This window comes from Burkholderia sp. AU4i (genome assembly GCF_000466765.1).
Classification (GTDB): Bacteria; Pseudomonadota; Gammaproteobacteria; order Burkholderiales; family Burkholderiaceae; genus Burkholderia; species Burkholderia cepacia.
Genome location: NZ_ASSI01000016.1, coordinates 53,694 through 72,695, shown reverse-complemented (window position 1 = coordinate 72,695; position 19,002 = coordinate 53,694). Strand labels below are relative to the sequence as shown.

Here is a 19,002-nt window from a genome sequence, read left to right as displayed (position 1 = left end):
GGCGGCTGCCAAAATGGCGCCCCCCGCAGCCGCCTGCGCCACGACGGCGAGCGTGCCAAGTAGCCGCAGCCGCGCGGGAAGTCTCGACCAAGCGGCATCCCAAGCCCTGCGTCGATCATCAGAGGCGTATCTAACAGGTCATCGCTTTGAAATTGTCATTTGAAGTTCTCGAAGTGCTCGATGCCATAGACCGGACCGGCACGTTCGCGGAAGCGGCCTCGCTGCTTCATCGCGTACCGTCTGCACTGACTTACCTGGTGAAAAAGACAGAGGCTGATCTTGGCGTCGCGCTGTTTGATCGCAACGGCCGGCGTGCGCAGCTGACGGAGGCTGGGCAACTGCTCGTCGAGGACGGTCGTCGTTTGCTGCGAGCCGGGCAGAATCTGGAGAGCAAGGTTCGAAGCGTCCATGCGGGTTGGGAGGCTGAGCTCAGGCTGTGCGTCGACGAAATACTTCCGTTGCCTTCGTTATGGCCGTACGTGCGTGCTTTCTACGAACTGAATATGACGACACGGCTCCGTTTATCGACCGAAGTGCTCGGCGGCGTATGGGACGCGCTCGTGACGGGGCGTGCGGATATCGCGATTGGCGCCGCGGGAGAGCCGCCACACGCGCCCAACATTGCAGCAAGGCCCATCGGCCTGTTACGTCACGCTTTCGTCGTGGCGCCTGATCATCCGCTTGCCGTGAACGAAAAGCCACTCGACAGCGGCACAATTTCAAGTCACCGCGGCGTCATCATCAGCGATACGTCGCGTGACCTCGAGCCGAGATCGGTGGCCATTCGTGACGGACAACCGGTCATCGTCGTACCGAACCTGGCCGCCAAAATCGACCTCCTTTGCGAAGGCATGGCCGTCGGCATGCTGCCCGCGCCCGTCGCCGAGGAGTTGATACGCCAGGGCAAGCTCGTGGAGTGCCAGGTAACAGGCGTGCGGTCGCACACGAACTGCTACCTCGGCTGGCGCGAGGATAAGACAGGGCGTGCGTCGAGATGGTGGATCGAACAACTGGATCAGGTCGATCTGATATCCAGGCTTTTCAGCGCGGGCCGCATCGCTACCTGAAGCAGATGCCCGTCTCGCACCTCGGCGCCGACTCGCCGGATGCGAAAGCACCCGGCCCCGGACTTCGCGTCACGGCCGCACGTGCACGATCCTGCATCTTCGAGTCGCGTCTGTTCGGCAAAACGGTTCGCCCGACCATCGGGAATATCCGGACCCGGGATTTGGGCCGGGGCACGCACCGAAGCCACCCGGCTCAAGACGTTGGTCGACGACGGTAAAGATCCGCGCGAATCGCGGGCAGAACAGCAAGCTGCCCACGAAGCCCGACAAGTTGAAGCGCGACGTCGAGACGTTCCAGACGCTTCCAATGGCGGGCACGGCGCGGTTACAACCGGAACGGCACGTCGTGGTTCACATCGCGCCCCTCCCCTGATAGTCGGTCCGTAACGACCGGCGCGTCACCGTCCGTCAGATGGGGATGGCGGATTGCCGAAACGACGCGCCATACGCGGTGTCCGGCAGGCGGTCGCGGCCGCTCAGCCGCGAGCGGAAGGTGCCGGCCGGCGCCGTCGTGCGGTACAGGCCGCGCTTTTTCAGTTCCGGCACGATCAGCTCGGCGAAATCGTCGAGCGTGCCCGGGCTGATCAGCGGATTGAGCATGTAGCCGCTCGTCGTCGACTGGCGCGCATGCTCGGCGAGTTGATCGGCGACCTCGCTGGGCGACCCGACGAGGATCAGGTCGGTGCCACGCGTGACGCTCGCGAACTTGCGCCGCACGTCACCGGCTGTGAGCGGCTTGCCGCTGCCGTCGGGCCGCACCACATAGGACGTGAGCCCTTCCGTGTGCGTGGTCAGCGGTTCGTCGTCCGCATAGCGGTCGATGTCGATGCCGGTATCGCCCGCATAGCTGACGAGTTGCGCGTGCTGGTGGTAGTGCTGCTGCAGCGTGTGGTATTTCTCCTTCGCGTCGATCGACGAACGCGCGGTCACGATCCGCAGCACGGTCAGCGACTTCACATCGTCCGCCGCGCGGCCGCGCTCCGTCGCCAGCCGGCGAATCTCGTCGAGGCCCGCACGAATCTCGTGCGGATTCGACTTCGCGACGAACACCACCTCCGCGTGCTTCGCCGCGAATTCGCGCCCCCGCCCGGACCAGCCGGCCTGGATCAGCACGGGCGAGCGCTGCGGCGAGGGCGCGCAGACGTGCGGCCCCTGCACGCGATAGTGCGTGCCTTCGTGCGAGATCGGCCGCACGCGGTCGCCGCGCGCATAGCGCGGCGCTTGCTTGTCGGCGACCACCGCATCGTCCGCCCAGCTCCCTTCCCACAGCTTGTACACGACGTCGAGGAATTCCTCCGCGCGCGCATAGCGTTCATCATGGCCGATCATCCGTTCGAGCCCGAAGTTGCGCGCAGCGCTCGTCAGGTAGGACGTCACGATGTTCCAGCCGATCCGGCCGTTGCTCAGATGATCGAGCGTGCTGAAGCGGCGTGCGAGCGCGAACGGATGCTCGTAGGTCGTGCTCGCGGTCACGCCGAACGCGAGCCGCTCGGTCTGCGCGACAAGCGCCGGAATCAACATCATCGGATCGTTCGCGGGCGACTCGACCGCCCACTGCAGCGCGGCATCGGCCGACCCGCCATAGACGTCGTACAGGCCGAGCACGTCCGCGAAGAACAGCATGTCGAGGTCGGCCTGTTCGGCCGTGCGAGCGAGGTTCGACCAGAACGCGAGCGTATTGGCGCGCAGCCGTTCATCGGCGGGGTGGGTCCACAGGCTTGGTGCGCCACCGCAACCGACACTGGCTTGTTCATACAGGGAAAACAGCAACGGGCGAGGATCGGACATCGTAGAAATCGGTATCAGGAAAGGAATCAGTTGGTCGCGGCCCGCGCACCCGACGACGCGCGGCGGCGGCGCCGTGCTGGCGTGCGCTCGTCCGGCGCGCGCGTAAGGTAGCGATTGACGTGCTGCTCGAAACGGCCCGCGGGAATGATCAGCAGCGCGACCAGTACCACATAGACGATCGCCGCACCGGCCAGCGGTTCGTACACGCGCAACGTCTCGAAGCGCAGCGTATTGGCCGTTCCCATCACATCGAACACGGTCACGGTCGACGCGAGGACGGTCGATTTCAGCAGCAGGATCGCCTCGCCGGTGAGCGCGGGCAGCGCGAGCCGCCATGCGCGCGGGCCGACGATGCGGCGCAGCACCTGCGCGCGCGTCATGCCGTATGCGTGCCCGGCTTCGATCTCGCCGGCCGGCACACCGGCGATCGCGCCGCGCAGGATCGTCGCGACATACGCGCTCTCGTTCACGCTCAACGCGACGATCGCGTACCAGAACGCGTCGCGCAGCAGCGGCGATGCCCAGCTGTCGCGCATCCATTCGCGCGGCACGATTTGCCCGAATCCGTAGTACAGCAAATAGAGCTGAACGAGCAGCGGCGTGCCGCGAATGAGCATGATCCAGCCGCGCGCGGACCAGCGCAGCGGCGCATGGCGCGCGCCGGCGGCGAGCGCGAGCGGCACGCCCAGCAGCACGCTGGCCGCGCCCGACACGAGGGTCAGCGCGAGCGTCGTCGGCACCGCGGCGAGCAGCTTCGGCATCACCGTGTCGAGCAGGAATGGCAGCGAGAAGATCATGCGGTTGCGCGCCTCGTGCCACGGTTCGCGTGGCGCTCGAGCGCCGCGAAGAGTCCCGTCGACGCGATGCTCAGCAACAGGAACAGCGCGGCCGTGACGAGATAGAAGAATACGTAGTGGCGCGTCGCGCCGGCCGCGAGCTGGCTCGCCTTCAGCAGATCCGTGAACGAGCCGAGCACGCTGATGAACGACGCATCCTTGGTCGCGTTGAGCCACACGTTGCCCGTGCCCGGCAACGCGAGCCGCGCGGCGGCCGGAAGCCGGATGCGCGCGAACGTCTGCCACGGCGTCATCCCGTACGCATGCGCGGCTTCGATCTGCCCGGCCGGCACGTTGACGAGCGCTGCGCGGAAGATGTCGGTCAGATACGCACCCTGGATGAACCCGAGCGACAGCGCCGCGACGAGGAACGGCGGGAACGCGAAGCCGTCGGGCACGAGGCCGCCGCGGTGCAGCGCGGCCTCGACGGCGGGCGCGAGCGCATAGAACGCGAGCAGCAGGCACAACAGCTCGGGCAGCGCGCGCACCAGCGTCGTGTAGAGCCGCGCGAGCCACGCGAGCAGCGCGTGGCGCGACAGCTTGCCGAGTGCGCCGGCGATGCCGAGCAGCACGCCGGTGCCGAACGACGCTGCCGCGACGCCGAACGTCAGCGCGAACGCGCCCGCGAACACGCGGCCATAGCCGCCGTCGCCGAATGCGAGCAACGCGAGCAGCGAATCGTCCGCGGCCATCGCGTCAGCGGCCCTTCTCGATCGTGCCCTTCAGGTTCGGATAGCGGGCGGTGATCGCATCCCACGTACCGTCCTGCTGCAGTTGCGCGATCGCGGCCGACAGCTTGCCGCGCAGCGCATCGCCCTGGCGCACGCCCGCGCCGATGCCGAGGCCCAGCACCGGATTGTCCGCGCAGGTCGCCTTGACCTCGAAGTCCTTGCCGTCGCGCGACGCGAGGAATGCCGTAAACAGCCCCTTGCCTTCCTGCACGTAGTCGACCCGGCCGGACACCAGATCCGCGAGCGCGTTGTCGAACTTGTCGAAGGCCTTGATCTGCGCGTCCGGCTTGAAGCGGGAGTCGAGGAACGCCGAGAAATTCGTGCCGGCCTCGACGCCGATCACGCGACCCTTGAAGCTCGCGGGCACCGCGCAATCGACGCGGCGCCGGTCGCTTTTCGCGCCGACGAACACCGTCGGCGACTCGTAATAGGCACGGCTGAAATCGATCGCCTTCTGCCGTTCGCCGGTAATCGTCATCGACGACCAGATCACGTCGATCTTGCGGTTCTGCAATGCCGGAATCAGGCCGTCCCACGCAATGTCGGTGAGCTCGCAGCGCACGTTCAGTTTGCCGCAAGCGGCATCGAGCAGGTCGATTTCCCAGCCCTTCCACTTGCCGGCCGCGTCCTTCGAGAAGAACGGCGGATACGACTCGGCGTCGATGCCGACGCGCAACGTCGGCTGGGCTGCATGGGAAGCCGGCACGAGGCCGAGTACGAACAGCGCGGCCGCGGCACGGCGGACCCTGGAACGCATCAAACGATTCATGTGGCGAATTTCTGAAATAACGTCGAAACGACCGGCGTTGCAGCCGGCAGGAGGCCAGACTGTAAAGCGCGCGCAAGCGTGTACCAAATGGTTATTTTTTCGATGGATATCTGATCGCGCGATATGGCGCAACGGCGCACCGCCGAACGCGAAGCACGGTGCACCGTTCGGCCGCTCACGCCAGCGCCGTTTCGCGCCGCAAAGCCGGCAACTCCAGATTCGCGCGGAAATCGCCGCCCACGTAGTCGGTATCGAGCAGGCCGCGACGCCGCAACTCGGGCAGCAAGCCGTTGAGCAGCAGGTCTTCCTGGTCCGGCTGGCCGAGCCCGTGCAGCGACAGCACGTCGACGAGCCCCGCGCGATAGCGCGCTTCGATCGCATCGGCGAGTTGCTCCGGCGTGCCGGCGACGAACCAGTGACCGGTCTCCTGCGCGCGGACGATCAGCTCGCGCAGCGTCAGCCGCTGGCGCGCATAGCCGACGAAGATCGCAACCCGCCCGCGCCGGCGATGCACGCTGTCGATGGCCGGCAGCAGCGACGCCGGCAACGGCTGGTCGAGCGGCAGGTCGCGCAGGTCGACGACGCCGCCGAGCATGTCGGCGAGCTTCAGCCTGCCTTGTTCGTAATCGATACGTTCATGCTTGTCGCGCAATCGTCGCGCGACGTCGGCATCGGATTCGCCGATCACCGAATGGAACGAGTTCATCACGAGCGGCAGCCGGTCGCCGCGGCCGAATGCGATGGCCTGCCGATGCAGTTCGGCCACGAATGCGCGCGCATCTTCGTGCGTCGGCTGCGACGTATACACAACCTCCGCGTACCTCGCGCCGAGCGATACGCCGCTGGTCGATTGACCCGCCTGAAACAGCACCGGCCGGCGCTGCGGCGACGGCGGCACGTTCAGCGGCCCCTGCACCTGGAAGTGCTCGCCGTGATAGTCGATCGCGCCGAGCTTGCGCGGATCGACCGAGATGCCACCGCCCTGCCCGCGCCGCGTCGCGCCCGGATCGTTCGCGTCAAACAGCGCGTTGACGACTTCGACGAATTCGGCCGCACGTGCGTAACGCCGTTCGGGGTCGGGCAGCGCCGCATCGCCGAAATTCTCCTCGCCGACCGACGACGTCACCGCGTTCCACGCAGCACGGCCGCCGCTCACGTGGTCGAGCGTGCCGATCAGCCGCGCGAGGTTGTACGGATGGTGATACGTTGTCGACACCGTCGCGACGAGGCCGATCGCCGACGTCGCCTGGCTCAGCGCCGCCAGCGCGACGATCGGCTCCTGGCTGCCCGTCGTGCCGGCGAGGCCGGCCGAATCGGCCTGCAGCAGGTCGGCGGTAAAGAGGCCGGTGATCTTCTCGGCTTCCGCCTTGCGTGCGAGCGACGCCGCACGTCGCACACCGTGTACGACATCCGCATCGCCGGGTGCGTACAGCACGCTCGCCGCGCCGACGAGCGTCTTCAACCGTCTACGTGCGCCGCTCATGACGCGGCTCCGTTCGTCGCGCGATGGCGCGTAGCGAGGGTTCGCGTCTCACGCAGTACGCTTTTGTTATTCATCTGCATTCCTCTTTATTCCGTTCGATCTGACACTTCGTGTCGACATCGTGGCCCCGCATCGCCCGGCAGGCACCGGGCGCACGCCGCGAGGCGACGCGCAGTCAACGACCATAATGCAAGCCCCCCGGTCGGCCGGAACGAATATTTTCGGCTTTCGATATTCTTCTTGATTGTTTGACCGTGCGAACGGCGCCGCAAAATAATTCGGCATGCCAAACCCGTTGATCAGGCCGTTTCGACCCGCGCCGATCGCTTCATCATGACGTTCGACGCCATCCGCTCAGACTCCGATTCGTCCGTTTCGACCGCGTTGCCGTTCCGCTTGAGCGTGCTCGACAAGAGCCCGGTCGCGCCATTCGGATACGTTTATCTGCTGCGGTGATAAAGATCGCTGCTCGCGCATACGACGCCGGCGAGCAATACCGTGTGCAGTTGCGCGCCGAAATCGCGCACGCATTCCATCACGGACTTGTTGCGGCGCACGAGGAAGCGTCAGCTGGCGCCCGCCGCCAGGTGTCCACACCGAGCCCGCTCGACACATGCGCACAGCGCTTCGGCGATAGCGTCGATCGGTGTGCCGGGCCCGAACGTCGCCGCGACACCCTTCATCTTCAGGTGTCGCGCATCCGCCACGGGAAAGATTCCGCCCAACACCACCTGAATCGCGGCGTCATACGACGCCAGTGCGTGGACTAGCCCTTCGACCAGTTCGAGGTGGGCACCCGACAACGACGAAATGCCCACGATGTCGGCGCCATATGCGTGCGCGGCTGCCGCCACACATGCCGGCTGCTGAAACAGCGGCAGGCGCAGGACGTCGAATCCGGCGTCCTCGAGCGCAGCTGCGACGACGGCCGCACCGCGGTCGTGTCCGTCCTGGCCGAGCTTGGCGATCATGATGCGCGGCCTGCGTCCCACGCGTTGCGCCAGCCGGTCGACGCAGTCCTTCGCCGCCCGCCATGCAGCGTCGCCTCGCCGATGTTCGCCGTAGACGCCCTCGCCGTCCGCTTCCACCGCCACGACATGCCGCGGCCATACCGATTCCAGCGCGCGCGTACACTCCCCGACGGTCGCACGTGCCCGCATGCAGTCGATCGCCAGTGCCAGCAGGTTTCCGGTGCCGTCGCGCGCGGCATCGGCCAGCCGCTGCAACGCCGTCGCAACCCGCGCCGGATCGCGCGCGGCCTTGACGGCTGCGATTCGCCGCGCCTGCCCGGCACGCACGTGACGGCCGTCGATCTCGCACACCATGAATTCGCCAGTCGGTTCGTCCGCGACGAAACGGTTCACGCCAACCACGGTTCGACACCCGGAATCGACCTGCGCCTGCGTCGCGGCCGCGGCGCGCAGCAAGCGCCGCTTGACCCAGCCGGACTCGATCGCGGCGATCACGCCGCCCTGCGCGTCGATGGCGGTCAGCTCGGCGCGCACGCGTGTCGCGATGTCGTCCGTCAGCGACTCCATCATGTACGAGCCGGCCCACGGATCGACCGTGTCGCACAGTCCCGTTTCATGCTGCAGAATCAGCTGCGTATTGCGCGCGAGGCGCGCCGCCGCCGCGGAAGGCAGTGCAAGCGCTTCATCGTACGCATTCGTGTGCAGCGACTGCGTGCCGCCGAACGCCGCGGCCATTGCCTGCGCCGTCACGCGAACGATGTTGTTTTCCGGCTCCTGTGCCGTCAACGACCAGCCCGACGTCTGGCAGTGCATGCGCAGTGCGCACGCCCGGGGCGAACGCGCGCCGCACGCGTGTGCGATCTCCGCCCACAGGAGGCGCGCCGCGCGCAGCTTGGCGATTTCCGTATAGAAATCGCTGCCGACGCCGAAGAAAAAGCTCAAACGGGAGCAGCCTTCATCGGCAGGCATGCCGCGTGCGGCCAGCGTGTCGACGTACGCGCGGGCGTTCGACAGCGTCAGCGCGAGCTCGAGCACGGCATCGGCGCCGGCTTCCTGGAAGTGATATCCCGACACCGACAGCGCATTGAAGCGCGGCGCATGCCGCGCGAGCCACAACGCCACATCGGCGACGATCCGCATCGACGGCTCCGGCTCGAAGATCCACGTATTGCGGACCATGTACTCCTTCAGGATGTCGTTCTGAATCGTCCCGCCGATCCGCTCGGGCGGCACGCCCTGCTCCTCGGCGGCCACGACAAACGCCGCCATGATCGGCAGGACCGCGCCATTCATCGTCATCGACACGGTCGTCGCGTCGAGCGCAATGCCGTCGAACAACCGCACCATGTCCTCGACCGTATCGATCGCGACGCCGGCCACGCCGACGTCGGCCCGCGCCTCGGCACAGTCCGAGTCGTAGCCCCGCTGCGTTGCCAGGTCGAATGCCACGGACAAACCCTGCGCGCCCTGCTCGAGTGCCGTGCGAAACGCGAGATTGGAATCCGCGGCGTCGGCATGCCCCGTGTATTGCCGGATCGTCCATGGGCGATCGGTATACATCGACGCGTACGGCCCGCGCACATAGGGCCACGCTCCGGGCATGCCGTCGAGATGCGCGACGGCGTCGAGATCGCTGCGCGTATAGAGTTTCCGCAGCGGCACCGCGCGCGCGCCTCGATCGTTCCGAGTGACGTTCTCCACGCCGGTGCCCGGCTCCATGCATGCCGCTTCGTTCATGCCCGACTCCAGCGCTTTTGCGTGATCACATCGGCAATCTTCGTCCCGTCGTCGTCGCGCACGATTTCGCTCCAGTGCAACAGGCCATCTGCATCGGATCGAGCACGCGCGAAACGCACGGTCAACGAATCGCCGATGTCGAGATTTCCGTGAAAGTACAGTTGACGCGCCGCCAGCACGGGGGCTTGCTCGAAGCGGTAATGCTGCCATTCCGCGCGGTCGACGAATGCCTGGAAGCTGGCGAAGTAAAGCAGGTCCGCGCCATTGAAATCCATGTTCGGGCACGGCAGAAACGAGACGCTTGCGCCGTTGCCCTCCGCGAGGCCTGCGAGCGCCGGCACGATCGACGCATCCCGCACGCGCAACTTCTTCGCACGTTCCGCCATCGCCAGCGCATCGGCCGGGACGGGTCCGGTGCGGCCGTCGATGCCGGTCATGCGCGCCTTCGCCACCGAGCGGTTGCTGCCGGCGTGTTCGCGCGTCACGAACGTCGACATCATCCGCACGATACCGGCTTCGTCGTCGCCGTGCCGGATCCGTTGCTCGCTGAAATGGCGAATCGGGCCGACCCTGCGAAGCGCGACATGAAGCGCGAACGTGTCGTTCTCGCGAATCACGTGACGGCGGTTCATGTCGACGTGCACTGCAACGAACGACGCATAGGCACGCCGCCCCTCGTCGTCGAAGAACTCGGGGACGTCGCGGCCGCCGCGCGCGGCCAGCGCGTCCCAGTGACGCTGCCCGCACTCCTTGAGCAGCCAGTTCTCCGCGAGCCCCGTGTGCGCGAGTTGCGGCATGCCGGCCCGATAGCGATGGATGGCGGTATGCATCGGCGTCAGGCGGCCAGGCTTTCGGCCGAGCGCCGCGCGGCCGTCGTCCCGGCCTGGATCTGGTCGACGATATGGGCGGCATCGCGCGCCACCCCGGAGAATCGCCCGGAACCCCACGTATATAGCCAGGGCAGCCCGACGAAGTAGAGCCCCGGAACCGGCGTCACACCGCGCCGGTGCGCGGGATAACCGCGGCCGTTGAATACCGGCGCATCCAGCCAGCTGAAATCCGGGGTGAAGCCGATGCACCAGACGACCGATGCGATGCCGCTGGCCGCGAGATCGAGCGCCGTGCGCTCACCGGCCGGACGCCACACGGGCTCGTAGCGCGTCGCCGGCGGCGCCGCGATCCCGTTCTTCTCGATATGGGCATCGATGCCGGCATTGATCCGGTTGTACGTATCGTCGGCGCTGTCGAGCTGCGCCGACAGATTCGCGGAGAAGCGCAACTGCCCGCCTGCGAAATCCTCCAGCCGGCCGTACAGTTCCATCCCTTCGGCCGCAAAGCGGCGCAGATCGATATCGCGCCCGCCATCGCGGCCGGTCACATAGTGGTTGGTATTGTCGCGCACGCCTTCGCGCAGCGGATGTGCATCGACCGGCATGTCGTAGTACTGCATGTCGGCAAGCCAGTCGACGACGTCCCTGCCCCGGTAGAAACGCGCACAGCGCGGTGCATCGCCCACCGCGAGGAACACCTTGCGCCCGGCGAGGTGGAGGTCTTCCGCGATCTGCGCGCCCGACTGCCCCGATCCGACCACGAGAACCGGCCCGTCCGGCAATGCGGCCGGATTCCGGTATTCCGACGACTGGATCTGCACGATCGTTGCCGGCAACCGCTCGGCCATCCGCGGCACGATCGGCCGATGGTAGCCGCCCGATGCAACGACGACCTGATCCGCCGTGTACGCGCCGCGCGACGTCGCGATGCGATAGCGTCCGTCCGCGTCGCGCGTCACACGCTCGACGGCGGTATTTTCCAGCACCGGTGCATCGACGCTGCGGATGAATCCGTCGAGATACTCGACGATCTCGTCCCTCGTCATGAAGCCGTGCGGATCGGCACCGCGATACGGATAGCCCGGCAGCGCGCACTGCCAGTTCGGCGTCACGAGACAGAACGCGTCCCAGCGCTGCTTGCGCCACGTGTGCGTCACGGTCTCCTTTTCGAATACGAGATGATCGATACCTGCCTGCTTCAGGTAGTAGCTGATCGACAACCCCGCCTGCCCGCCGCCGATGACGGCTACGCGCAGATGGGAATCTGAATCCGGGAGGCTGGATGAAACAACGGGTTCGCTTGACATGATGCAGTCCTGAATGTGTGTTGAAGAAGACAGTGGATTCCTGCGTGCCGTACGCCTCAAACGAGTTCGATGACGGTCACGGTCGCGTCGCCCTGCGGCGCAAATCGTTCCGCGTTCGCTTCGATCCGTGCCAGCTCGTCCATCGCGGCCGAGCACGCGAATCCGTATTTCTCGCGGACGCGATCGGACGCGATACCCAGTGCGCGTCGGGCTCGCTCGACGAAGTCGTCGAGCGCGTACTGCGTCTCGGGCGTGAAGAATTCCGACACGACGGTCGAAGGCGAATAGCAATTTGTTTCCGACTGATCGGGCCAACGAACCCGAAAATGCATGACCGGCATGATTCCTCCTCATTCAGTGGACACGACTCGCGCACGCTGCGCCAGCCGGGCCCGGTAGATATCCAGATGCCTTCGCGCACTCGCTTCCCATGAGTAGCGGTTCAGCACTGCGGGGACGGCATGTGCGAAATCGGGAACACGCCGTCCCGAGAGCGCGTCGTGCAGCGCGTCGGCGATCGAATCCACATCGGCTGGATCGGCCCACACGCACGCGTGCTCGTCCAGATACTCGGTAAAGGGTTCGATTTCGGACACGACGACCGGCTTTCCGCAAGCAAGCCCCTCGAGCACGACCAGGCCGAATCCCTCTCGGACCGACACCATCGACACCACGTCGGCACAGTGCATCAGCGCGACCAGCGCCGCGTCGTCGAGCGGCCCCGTCGACACGACGGGTTCGTCGACGCCGATCCCCAGCCCGAGGGCAGCGGCGCGCGCGACGAAGCGGCGCGCGTATGCGTCGTGATCGAGAAGGCTCGCGCCGCCCGCGATCACGAGCCGTGCATCGGGCATCGTGCCGCGCAATCGGGCGAACGCCTCGAGCAACGCGATCGAGTTTTTTCGCTCCTCGATCCCGCCGATCGCCAGGGCAATCGGGCCGCCGTGCAGGCCATACCGCTGCCGCACCGCCTGCATGTCCGTCTGGTCCGCACGAGCGAACCGGTCAACGTCCACGCCGTTGGGCACCACGCTTGCGTCGACCCCGAACGTCTTGCGCATCGTGGCCGCCCACACGGCGCTCACGCACAGCACCTGGTCCGCCGCGCGCCACGCACGTTCCTGCCAGCGTTCGAGCTGCGGGTCGTCGAATACGTCGAGGTGATGCAAGGTCCGTACGAAGCCGTCTATTGCGCCTGACTGCCGCAACTCGGCCAGCGCATTGCCCGTGATGCTGTCCTGTGCATGCAGGACGTCGAACCCGCCCGCCTCGTGCTCCTGCAATGCGCGCCTGATCGCGGCAATCCGCGCGGACACCATTTCCGCGATGCTGCCAGGGCGGCCATCGACGCGCGCCAGCACGACGCGGCACGGGACATCCCGGAACATCGCCTCGCCCGGCGCGGCCGGCGCGAACACGGTGACGTCGTTTCCCGCTTCGTGCAGCGCACTGGCGAGTTCAAGTGCGTGCACGACACCGCCGCGCGGATTCACCGAATGGGTCAGCAGCGCGATGCGCAACGCGTCGCCACTCATCGGACACCTCCGCCGCCGGTCATAAGCGCTTCGATCCCGAAATCCCACAGCACCGCCGTTTCGCCCGCTTCTTCGACGACGACCTCGCGCGTTGCGTCGATATCGCCGATCACGGCACACGCGAGCCCGCGCGCCGCGAAGCGTTCCACGATCGCGTCGGCATGCGCCGGCCGGACCGACATCAGGAACCCGTAGCTCGGAAAGGCCGTCAGCCAGCGATCGAAGTCGACGCCGGGCGGGCGCGGGATCGCGTCGAGTTCGATGCGCGCGCCGACGCGCGAGCATTCGACGAGCATCAGCGCCGTCCCGAGCATGCCCGCCATCGAGATATCCTTCGCGGCATCGCACAGCCCGTCTTCGGCCAACGCCGGCAGGATCTCGAGATCGCCGCGCAGCCGGGCCGGCGGCGCGCCGACCGACGCATTCCAGAACGGATACGGATCCTCGAATGCGCCACGCAGGTCGACCGCCATCATCAGGCGATCGCCCGGCCGCGCACTGAAGCTCGACAGCAGCGCGCGGGCCCGGCCCAGGATCGATACGGCCAGTTGCCCCTGCGCGCTGCGCGTGTTGCTGTGGCCGCCGACGATCGGCACGCCATACGCCGACGCAGCCGCGGCCATCCCGGCGAGCACCGGCCGCGCGGCGTCGATTCCGTCGCTCCACAGTGCATCGACGACGGCGATCGGCCGCCCGCCCATCGCATAGATGTCGCTGACGTTCGCCATCACGCCGCTGTACCCCGCGAACCACGGCATCGACTCGACGAAATCGCCGACCATGCCCTCGATCGCGAACAACAGGTAACCGTCCGCATCGGGAATCGCCGCGCAGTCGTCGCCGAGTGCCACCGCCTGTGCAAGATCCCGCTCGCCGTTCGGCAATGACGCCGCGAGCGATGCGACCACGCCGGAGATGTCGTGCTTGTGCTGGAAGCCGCGACTCGCGCGCAGCGTCGCGATGCGATCGTCGACACTCATGGCCGCACCTCCGAGCGCAGGACGAAACCCTCGAACGGCGTGCCGCACGGCGGATAGTGCGCCAGCCGGGCCTGCATCAGTTGATGAGGACGCCCGAACAACGTTTCCTCGCCGAGCGCATCCCAGTGAAGCCGACGAAACAGCGGCACGTTCTGCGATTGCACGTGTGCGACGAAGGTCCGGCAACCTTCGGCATGCGCGCTGCTGACGGCAAGTGCGATCAGCATCGAGCCGATCCTGCCCTGCCCGCGAAACGCCGGATGCACCGCCAGCCGCGAGCCCATCCAGGTGCCGGGCACGGTTTCATGAATCCGCACCGTGCCGACCACCTGCTCGGGCAGCCCCGCGCAGCAGCTGACTGCGACCAGCAGTTGCGCGTGGCGATCGATATCGTCGCGATCGTCGCCGGCGAAGATCCCCTGCTCGATGCAGAACACCGCCCGGCGCAGTTTGTACGCTTCGTCGATCTCCCACGGAAGTGCCGCCCATTTGATCCGGTATTCGGCGGGCCGGTAGGTGTCGCGGCAGTCGGCCAGTCCCATCTCTGCGCAGTACATGCTCACCCCTCGTAGGTCGAAAGCGACGAGCAGGCGCCGCACTTTCCGCAGCCTGCCTTGATGTCGGCGGAGCGCATGCCGGCGTCGCGCAGCATGGCGCCGAGCGGTTCGAGCACCGCCCGCATGAAGTCCGGCGACGGCGCGGGATGACTCTCCAGCGGCGTGCCGCTGATCGGGACGAACGGCACGACGAACGGATACACGCCAAACCCGATCAGTTCGCGCGACATGTCGAGGATCGCGGCCGCGCTGTCGCCGAGCCCGGCGAGGATGTAGGTGCTGACCTGGCCGCGGCCGAACACGCCGACGGCCGCGCGGAATGCCGCCATGTATCGGGACAGCGGCACGCTCGCCTTGCCCGGCATGATCCGTTCGCGCACCGCCGGCGTCACGGCTTCCAGATGCATGCCCAACGTATCGATCCCGCTTGCCTTCATCCGGTCGAACCAGCTGTCGTCGTCGGGCGGCTCGCATTGCGCCTGGATCGGGAGATCGACGGCCGCCTTGATCGCGAACGCGCTTTCGCACAGCACGCGCGCACCGCGATCCGGCGTCGGCGGTGTGCCGGTCGTCAACACCATGTGCTTGACGCCGTCGAGCAGGACCGCCGCGCGCGCAACCTCGGCGAGCTGTTCCGGCGTCTTGCGGGCGATCGTCCGGCCGGCCGCGAGCGACTGGCCGATCGAGCAGAACTGGCAGGTCTTGCGCCGGCTCTCGTAGCGAATGCAGGTCTGCAACACCGTGGTCGCCAGCACGTCGGCGCCATGCAGCGTCGCGATGTGCGAGTACGGCACGCCCTCCAATGTCTGCAACGCGTAGAAGCGCGGGCTCGACGGAAAGCTGATGCTCGCGATCGGGATGGTGCCGCGCGAGAGCAGGCTGACGCCCGCCGCATCGGGCGCCGCCGCGACGAACGGCGAATCCCACGCGGTACTCGTGTGCACCGGCACCATGATGGTCACGCCGTCGACCGTCACGGCCTTGTGATCGGACGGCCCGGCGCCGCCGCGCCGGCTCGCGGCGCCCACCCGCGGATCCGCGAGGCGCAGCCCGACCGACTGCAGTTCAGTCATCAATTGCCGGCTCTGCACCGACGGTTTCGCGTTCGCGCTCATGGCAATGTCCCTCGAAGTCGCGTGCGGCCGGCACGCTGAGCCCCATCGGGGTCACCGTCGTCGCCGGCCGATCGTTGATGGCAAGACTCAGCAGTTCCGGCCGTGCATAGTGGCCGACCGAATCCATCATTCGCTTGCGCTTGGTGATCAGCGACATGTCCAGGTCGGCGATCACCATCCCTTCGCCCTCCCGCAAGGGCTCGGCCAGATGCTGCCCCTCCGGTGACACGATCGCGGTATTGCATCCGCCGCACAGGGCTTTCTGCAGATTCGGATCGCCCGTGATCGACTCGATCTGGGCGTCCGTCAGCCAGCCGGTCGCATTGACGACAAAGCAGCCCGCTTCCAGCGCGTGGTGGCGGATCGTGACTTCGATCTGTTCCGCAAAGATCGGGCCGACCAGCGAGCCGGGAAACTGACTGCAATGAATTTCCTCGTGCTGCGTCATCAGCGCATAACGGGCGAGCGGGTTGTAGTGCTCCCAGCACGCGAGCGCACCGACCCGTCCGACACCGGTCTGCGCAACCTTGAGTCCGGCCGCGTCGCCCTGCCCCCAGATCATCCGCTCGTGAAACGTCGGCGTGATCTTGCGGCGCTTCACCGCGAGGCGCCCGTCGACGTCGAAGATCAGCTGCGTGTTATACAGGCTGCCGTGATCGCGCTCGTTCACGCCGAGCACGACCACCATCCCGTGCAGACGCGCGCGCTCCGCAACGGCATGCGTCACGGGGCCCGGCACCGCCACGGCCTGCTCGTATAGCCGCATGTGATCGGCGCCGGATGCGACCGGCGTCCGCACGAACGAGAAGTACGGGTAATACGGCACGAATGTTTCAGGAAAGACGATCAGCTGGACGCCCTTGCCGGCGGCCTCGTCGATCGCCGCGCAGACCTTGTCGAGCGTGCCGCCGGCGCGTTCCAGATCGGGAGCGATCTGGACGGCTGCCGCCCGGACGATGCGTTTGTCGGACATGATGGCACCCGTCATTCGATCAAACGGTCCAGGTATGGATGACCAGCGCGTTCTCCTTGCGGTGAAGCAGCTGGATATCCAGCACGTCGAGCGGATTGATCGGTCGAATGCCCTCGATCAGCGACGCTTCGCCATGCCCGTAGAGCGCCTGCAGCGCAAAACGGCACGCGTAGACTTTCCCGCCTTCTTCCATGAACTTGACGAGTTGCTTGTTGAAGTTCAGATGACCGGGAAACGCCTCGTCGCCGAGCGTCGGAAACCCGCGCTGAAGGCCGAGCGTCACGCCGGGGCCATAGAGCAGCACCGACGTCTCGAATCCCTTGCGTTGCAGGCGAGTCGCCTGCAGCAGGTTCACGAAGCCGATCGATCCCTCGAACGCAACCGTGTGGAACGTCACGAGCGCTTTCTCGCCCGGTTCCGCCTTGACGTCTTCAAACACCTTTTCCTCGTAATCGACGAGGAAATCTCCCTTCTTGTGCAACGGCTGATTGACTGCGGGCATGGCACGCTCCGTTTGATAATGAGTTCAGTGATATTCCCGAACACTTTCGAGTCCGGGCGATCTCATTAACGCAACGCATATGCCAACCAGGCACAGACCTGATGCGATCACTCTCCGATCATTCAATCGATAAATGCCGATGCAGCCGGTCCGATCCTTGCGTGACCGAATGCGGTTCGGATAGGAAGTGTCCCGTCCGGGCGACGGCGCGCACCCGTGTGAAGCAACAAGCAAGCATGCGTGCGCATCGAGCGTGCATCCGTGCATCAATCCGATACATGATGCGATCAATGCAATCATCTGGCTTCGGAATGGCGAGATAGATATTTCCGATTAATGCGCCATGCTAACGTTTTGATGAATCATCAAATGGAAACAGGTATGGATTACATAATCCATCATTGGTCGAAGCGACTCCTGGAAAGCAGGAAGCCGGCGTACCTGCTGATCCCCGACCTGATCGAGGAAGACCTGGCGGCGGGCCGGCTGAAACCACGCGACCGCCTACCCGGGCTGCGCGATCTCGCCGGTGCGCTGAACCTGAACTACACGACGGTGGCCCGCGCGTATGCTGAAGCCCGCAGGCGCGGCTTGCTCGATACACGGGCAGGAAGCGGTACGTTCGTGCGCGGCCCAACCCGGACGATCCCGCTGTCGGGCGGGAGCAGCATCGAGATGTCGATGAACATGCCACCGGAGCCGCCCGGGATGGCCGGGCGACTGCAGGAATCGGCTGCCGCGTTGTTCGCCGCGGCGGACCCTTACCAATTGATGCGATATCAGGATTTCGGCGGCACACCGGCGGATCGCGCCGCCGGCCGCGCATGGCTGGCCAATCGCCTGCCCGGCTGCAGCAGCGATACCGTGCTCGTTTGCCCGGGAATCCACAGCGCCCTCGTCGCGCTCGTTTCCCGGCTTGCGAGCCGCGGTGACTCGATCTGCCTCGATTCACTCGCTTACCCCGGCATCAAGGCCATCGCATCGCAACTGGGCGTGCGGTTACAGCCGCTGCCACGGGACGACGACGGGCCGTTGCCGCATGCCTTCGAATCGCTCTGCCGAAGCGGACAGCCTGCTGCGCTGTACTGCAACCCGACCCTGCAGAACCCGAGCACGCTCACGATACCGTTCCGGCGCCGCGAAGCGTTGGCCGATATCGCCACACGCTACAACGTGCCCATCATCGAGGACGATGCCTATGCGATGCTGCCGCAGAGCGCGCCGCCCCCGCTGGCGCTGCTGGCGCCAGAACTGACCTACTACGTGACCGGCATGTCGAAGAACTTCGGCGCCGGGTTGCGCATCGCTTACCTGCTCGCGCCGACGGTGCGCGAAGCACAGCGGATCGCCGGCGCACTGCGCGCCACGACCGTCATGCCGAGCCCGTTCACGATGCTGCTGTCTACCCAGTGGATCAATGACGGCACGGCAAGCGAGATGCTGGCCGCGATTCGATCGGAGGCGCATGCACGGCAGGCGATCGCCAGCCGCGTTCTCGGCGCATGGCCTTTCGATGCCCACCCCGACGGTTTCCATCTCTGGTTGCCGATTCCGGGCGAGTGCCTATGGACCGCACCGGATCTGGCGCAGCATCTGCGGAGTCGAAACGTCGCCGCCGTGGCGAGCGCGGCATTTTCGACGGACGGCGACCCGCCGGCGGCGATCCGTATCTGCCTTGGCGGGCCGCAGGATCGGGAGCAGTGCCGGGACGGCCTGGAACTCGTCGCGGATGCACTGACCGACGCGCATCATCTTTATGGTGCGGCGATGTAGCGGCCGATTCCGCGTCGAAGACAAATAGGCGCCTCCCGGTTCGCCATC

General features: G+C 66.3%; 18 protein-coding genes and 1 pseudogene. 4 read left to right on the top strand and 15 right to left on the bottom strand.

Going from position 1 to position 19,002, the window contains the following annotated elements; all coding sequences use genetic code 11:
- Positions 1-146: 146 nt before the first annotated feature.
- Positions 147-1,067: a LysR family transcriptional regulator gene (locus L810_RS03070; RefSeq protein WP_021156915.1), complete on the top strand. Its 921-nt coding sequence runs from the start codon at positions 147-149 to the stop codon at positions 1,065-1,067.
- Positions 1,068-1,105: 38 nt separating this feature from the next.
- Positions 1,106-1,361: pseudogene (locus tag L810_RS48885) on the top strand (integrase arm-type DNA-binding domain-containing protein); the annotation flags it as partial.
- 114 nt (positions 1,362-1,475) lie between these two features.
- Here L810_RS48885 and L810_RS03065 read toward each other — a convergent pair.
- The 5 genes from L810_RS03065 to L810_RS03045 all read right to left on the bottom strand — a co-directional run bounded on the left by L810_RS03065 (position 1,476) and on the right by L810_RS03045 (position 6,674).
- The gene (locus L810_RS03065; protein ID WP_021156914.1) at positions 1,476-2,855 is read right to left on the bottom strand and encodes an LLM class flavin-dependent oxidoreductase; all 1,380 of its coding nucleotides are present in this window, start codon (positions 2,853-2,855) and stop codon (positions 1,476-1,478) included.
- Positions 2,856-2,881: 26 nt separating this feature from the next.
- On the bottom strand, positions 2,882-3,652 hold the full coding sequence (locus L810_RS03060) for an ABC transporter permease (RefSeq protein WP_021156913.1): 771 nt from the start codon (positions 3,650-3,652) through the stop codon (positions 2,882-2,884).
- Positions 3,649-4,383 (bottom strand): ABC transporter permease, encoded by a 735-nt coding sequence (locus L810_RS03055; RefSeq protein ID WP_021156912.1) that lies wholly within the window; start codon positions 4,381-4,383, stop codon positions 3,649-3,651. Before L810_RS03055 ends, L810_RS03060 begins: the two co-directional genes overlap by 4 nt.
- Before the next feature lie 4 nt (positions 4,384-4,387).
- Positions 4,388-5,191: a transporter substrate-binding domain-containing protein gene (locus tag L810_RS03050; RefSeq protein ID WP_042972990.1), complete on the bottom strand. Its 804-nt coding sequence runs from the start codon at positions 5,189-5,191 to the stop codon at positions 4,388-4,390.
- Between the two features lie 175 nt (positions 5,192-5,366).
- A complete protein-coding gene (locus tag L810_RS03045) occupies positions 5,367-6,674 on the bottom strand; it encodes an NtaA/DmoA family FMN-dependent monooxygenase (RefSeq protein ID WP_021156910.1) in 1,308 nt (435 codons plus the stop codon).
- 333 nt (positions 6,675-7,007) lie between these two features.
- Between L810_RS03045 and L810_RS48880 the strand changes: the two genes are divergently transcribed.
- Positions 7,008-7,130 carry a hypothetical protein gene (locus L810_RS48880; RefSeq protein ID WP_021156908.1) on the top strand — a complete coding sequence of 41 codons (123 nt, stop codon included), beginning with the start codon at positions 7,008-7,010 and terminating at the stop codon, positions 7,128-7,130.
- A gap of 110 nt (positions 7,131-7,240) precedes the next feature.
- Here the strand turns inward: L810_RS48880 and scpA are convergent, their stop codons facing one another.
- From scpA to L810_RS02995, 10 genes are read right to left on the bottom strand one after another with little or no spacing between them, the layout of a single operon-like run.
- The gene (gene scpA, locus L810_RS03040; RefSeq protein WP_021156906.1) at positions 7,241-9,382 is read right to left on the bottom strand and encodes a methylmalonyl-CoA mutase; all 2,142 of its coding nucleotides are present in this window, start codon (positions 9,380-9,382) and stop codon (positions 7,241-7,243) included.
- Positions 9,379-10,212, bottom strand: a complete 834-nt coding sequence (locus L810_RS03035) for a Pnap_2097 family protein (protein ID WP_021156905.1) — start codon at positions 10,210-10,212, stop codon at positions 9,379-9,381. The genes scpA and L810_RS03035 overlap by 4 nt, the downstream gene beginning before the upstream one ends.
- A 5-nt stretch (positions 10,213-10,217) precedes the next feature.
- Positions 10,218-11,519, bottom strand: a complete 1,302-nt coding sequence (locus L810_RS03030) for an MSMEG_0569 family flavin-dependent oxidoreductase (protein ID WP_042972986.1) — start codon at positions 11,517-11,519, stop codon at positions 10,218-10,220.
- A 56-nt stretch (positions 11,520-11,575) separates the two neighbouring features.
- Positions 11,576-11,860 (bottom strand): MSMEG_0570 family nitrogen starvation response protein, encoded by a 285-nt coding sequence (locus L810_RS03025; protein ID WP_021156903.1) that lies wholly within the window; start codon positions 11,858-11,860, stop codon positions 11,576-11,578.
- Positions 11,861-11,869: 9 nt separating this feature from the next.
- On the bottom strand, positions 11,870-13,054 hold the full coding sequence (locus tag L810_RS03020; RefSeq protein WP_021156902.1) for an MSMEG_0565 family glycosyltransferase: 1,185 nt from the start codon (positions 13,052-13,054) through the stop codon (positions 11,870-11,872).
- Complete coding sequence (locus L810_RS03015) at positions 13,051-14,034, bottom strand: sll0787 family AIR synthase-like protein (protein WP_021156901.1); 984 nt, start codon at positions 14,032-14,034, stop codon at positions 13,051-13,053. Before L810_RS03015 ends, L810_RS03020 begins: the two co-directional genes overlap by 4 nt.
- The gene (locus tag L810_RS03010) at positions 14,031-14,591 is read right to left on the bottom strand and encodes an MSMEG_0567/Sll0786 family nitrogen starvation N-acetyltransferase (RefSeq protein ID WP_021156900.1); all 561 of its coding nucleotides are present in this window, start codon (positions 14,589-14,591) and stop codon (positions 14,031-14,033) included. Before L810_RS03010 ends, L810_RS03015 begins: the two co-directional genes overlap by 4 nt.
- Positions 14,592-14,593: 2 nt before the next feature.
- Complete coding sequence (locus L810_RS03005) at positions 14,594-15,664, bottom strand: MSMEG_0568 family radical SAM protein (RefSeq protein ID WP_042973019.1); 1,071 nt, start codon at positions 15,662-15,664, stop codon at positions 14,594-14,596.
- A complete protein-coding gene (locus tag L810_RS03000; RefSeq protein ID WP_042973017.1) occupies positions 15,657-16,679 on the bottom strand; it encodes a Nit6803 family nitrilase in 1,023 nt (340 codons plus the stop codon). The genes L810_RS03005 and L810_RS03000 overlap by 8 nt, the downstream gene beginning before the upstream one ends.
- A 19-nt stretch (positions 16,680-16,698) precedes the next feature.
- Positions 16,699-17,181, bottom strand: coding sequence for an MSMEG_0572/Sll0783 family nitrogen starvation response protein (locus L810_RS02995; RefSeq protein ID WP_006405208.1), 483 nt, complete (start codon positions 17,179-17,181; stop codon positions 16,699-16,701).
- 381 nt (positions 17,182-17,562) lie between these two features.
- On the opposite strand from L810_RS02995, the gene L810_RS02990 reads away from it, so the two are divergent.
- Entirely contained in the window at positions 17,563-18,954 is a 1,392-nt protein-coding gene (locus L810_RS02990) for an aminotransferase-like domain-containing protein (RefSeq protein WP_042972983.1), read from the top strand.
- The last annotated feature ends 48 nt before the right edge of the window (positions 18,955-19,002 follow it).

What these genes read in the sequence shown, in the direction of transcription:
- L810_RS03065 (WP_021156914.1), bottom strand. Translation starts at nt 2,855, where the DNA reads ATGTCCGATCCTCGCCCGTTGCTGTTTTCCCTGTATGAACAAGCCAGT.
- L810_RS03060 (WP_021156913.1), bottom strand. Translation starts at nt 3,652, where the DNA reads ATGATCTTCTCGCTGCCATTCCTGCTCGACACGGTGATGCCGAAGCTG.
- L810_RS03055 (WP_021156912.1), bottom strand. Translation starts at nt 4,383, where the DNA reads ATGGCCGCGGACGATTCGCTGCTCGCGTTGCTCGCATTCGGCGACGGC.
- L810_RS03050 (WP_042972990.1), bottom strand. Translation starts at nt 5,191, where the DNA reads ATGAATCGTTTGATGCGTTCCAGGGTCCGCCGTGCCGCGGCCGCGCTG.
- L810_RS03045 (WP_021156910.1), bottom strand. Translation starts at nt 6,674, where the DNA reads ATGAGCGGCGCACGTAGACGGTTGAAGACGCTCGTCGGCGCGGCGAGC.
- L810_RS48880 (WP_021156908.1), top strand. Translation starts at nt 7,008, where the DNA reads ATGACGTTCGACGCCATCCGCTCAGACTCCGATTCGTCCGTTTCGACC.
- scpA (WP_021156906.1), bottom strand. Translation starts at nt 9,382, where the DNA reads ATGAACGAAGCGGCATGCATGGAGCCGGGCACCGGCGTGGAGAACGTC.
- L810_RS03035 (WP_021156905.1), bottom strand. Translation starts at nt 10,212, where the DNA reads ATGCATACCGCCATCCATCGCTATCGGGCCGGCATGCCGCAACTCGCG.
- L810_RS03030 (WP_042972986.1), bottom strand. Translation starts at nt 11,519, where the DNA reads ATGTCAAGCGAACCCGTTGTTTCATCCAGCCTCCCGGATTCAGATTCC.
- L810_RS03025 (WP_021156903.1), bottom strand. Translation starts at nt 11,860, where the DNA reads ATGCCGGTCATGCATTTTCGGGTTCGTTGGCCCGATCAGTCGGAAACA.
- L810_RS03020 (WP_021156902.1), bottom strand. Translation starts at nt 13,054, where the DNA reads ATGAGTGGCGACGCGTTGCGCATCGCGCTGCTGACCCATTCGGTGAAT.
- L810_RS03015 (WP_021156901.1), bottom strand. Translation starts at nt 14,034, where the DNA reads ATGAGTGTCGACGATCGCATCGCGACGCTGCGCGCGAGTCGCGGCTTC.
- L810_RS03010 (WP_021156900.1), bottom strand. Translation starts at nt 14,591, where the DNA reads ATGTACTGCGCAGAGATGGGACTGGCCGACTGCCGCGACACCTACCGG.
- L810_RS03005 (WP_042973019.1), bottom strand. Translation starts at nt 15,664, where the DNA reads ATGACTGAACTGCAGTCGGTCGGGCTGCGCCTCGCGGATCCGCGGGTG.
- L810_RS03000 (WP_042973017.1), bottom strand. Translation starts at nt 16,679, where the DNA reads ATGTCCGACAAACGCATCGTCCGGGCGGCAGCCGTCCAGATCGCTCCC.
- L810_RS02995 (WP_006405208.1), bottom strand. Translation starts at nt 17,181, where the DNA reads ATGCCCGCAGTCAATCAGCCGTTGCACAAGAAGGGAGATTTCCTCGTC.
- L810_RS02990 (WP_042972983.1), top strand. Translation starts at nt 17,563, where the DNA reads ATGGATTACATAATCCATCATTGGTCGAAGCGACTCCTGGAAAGCAGG.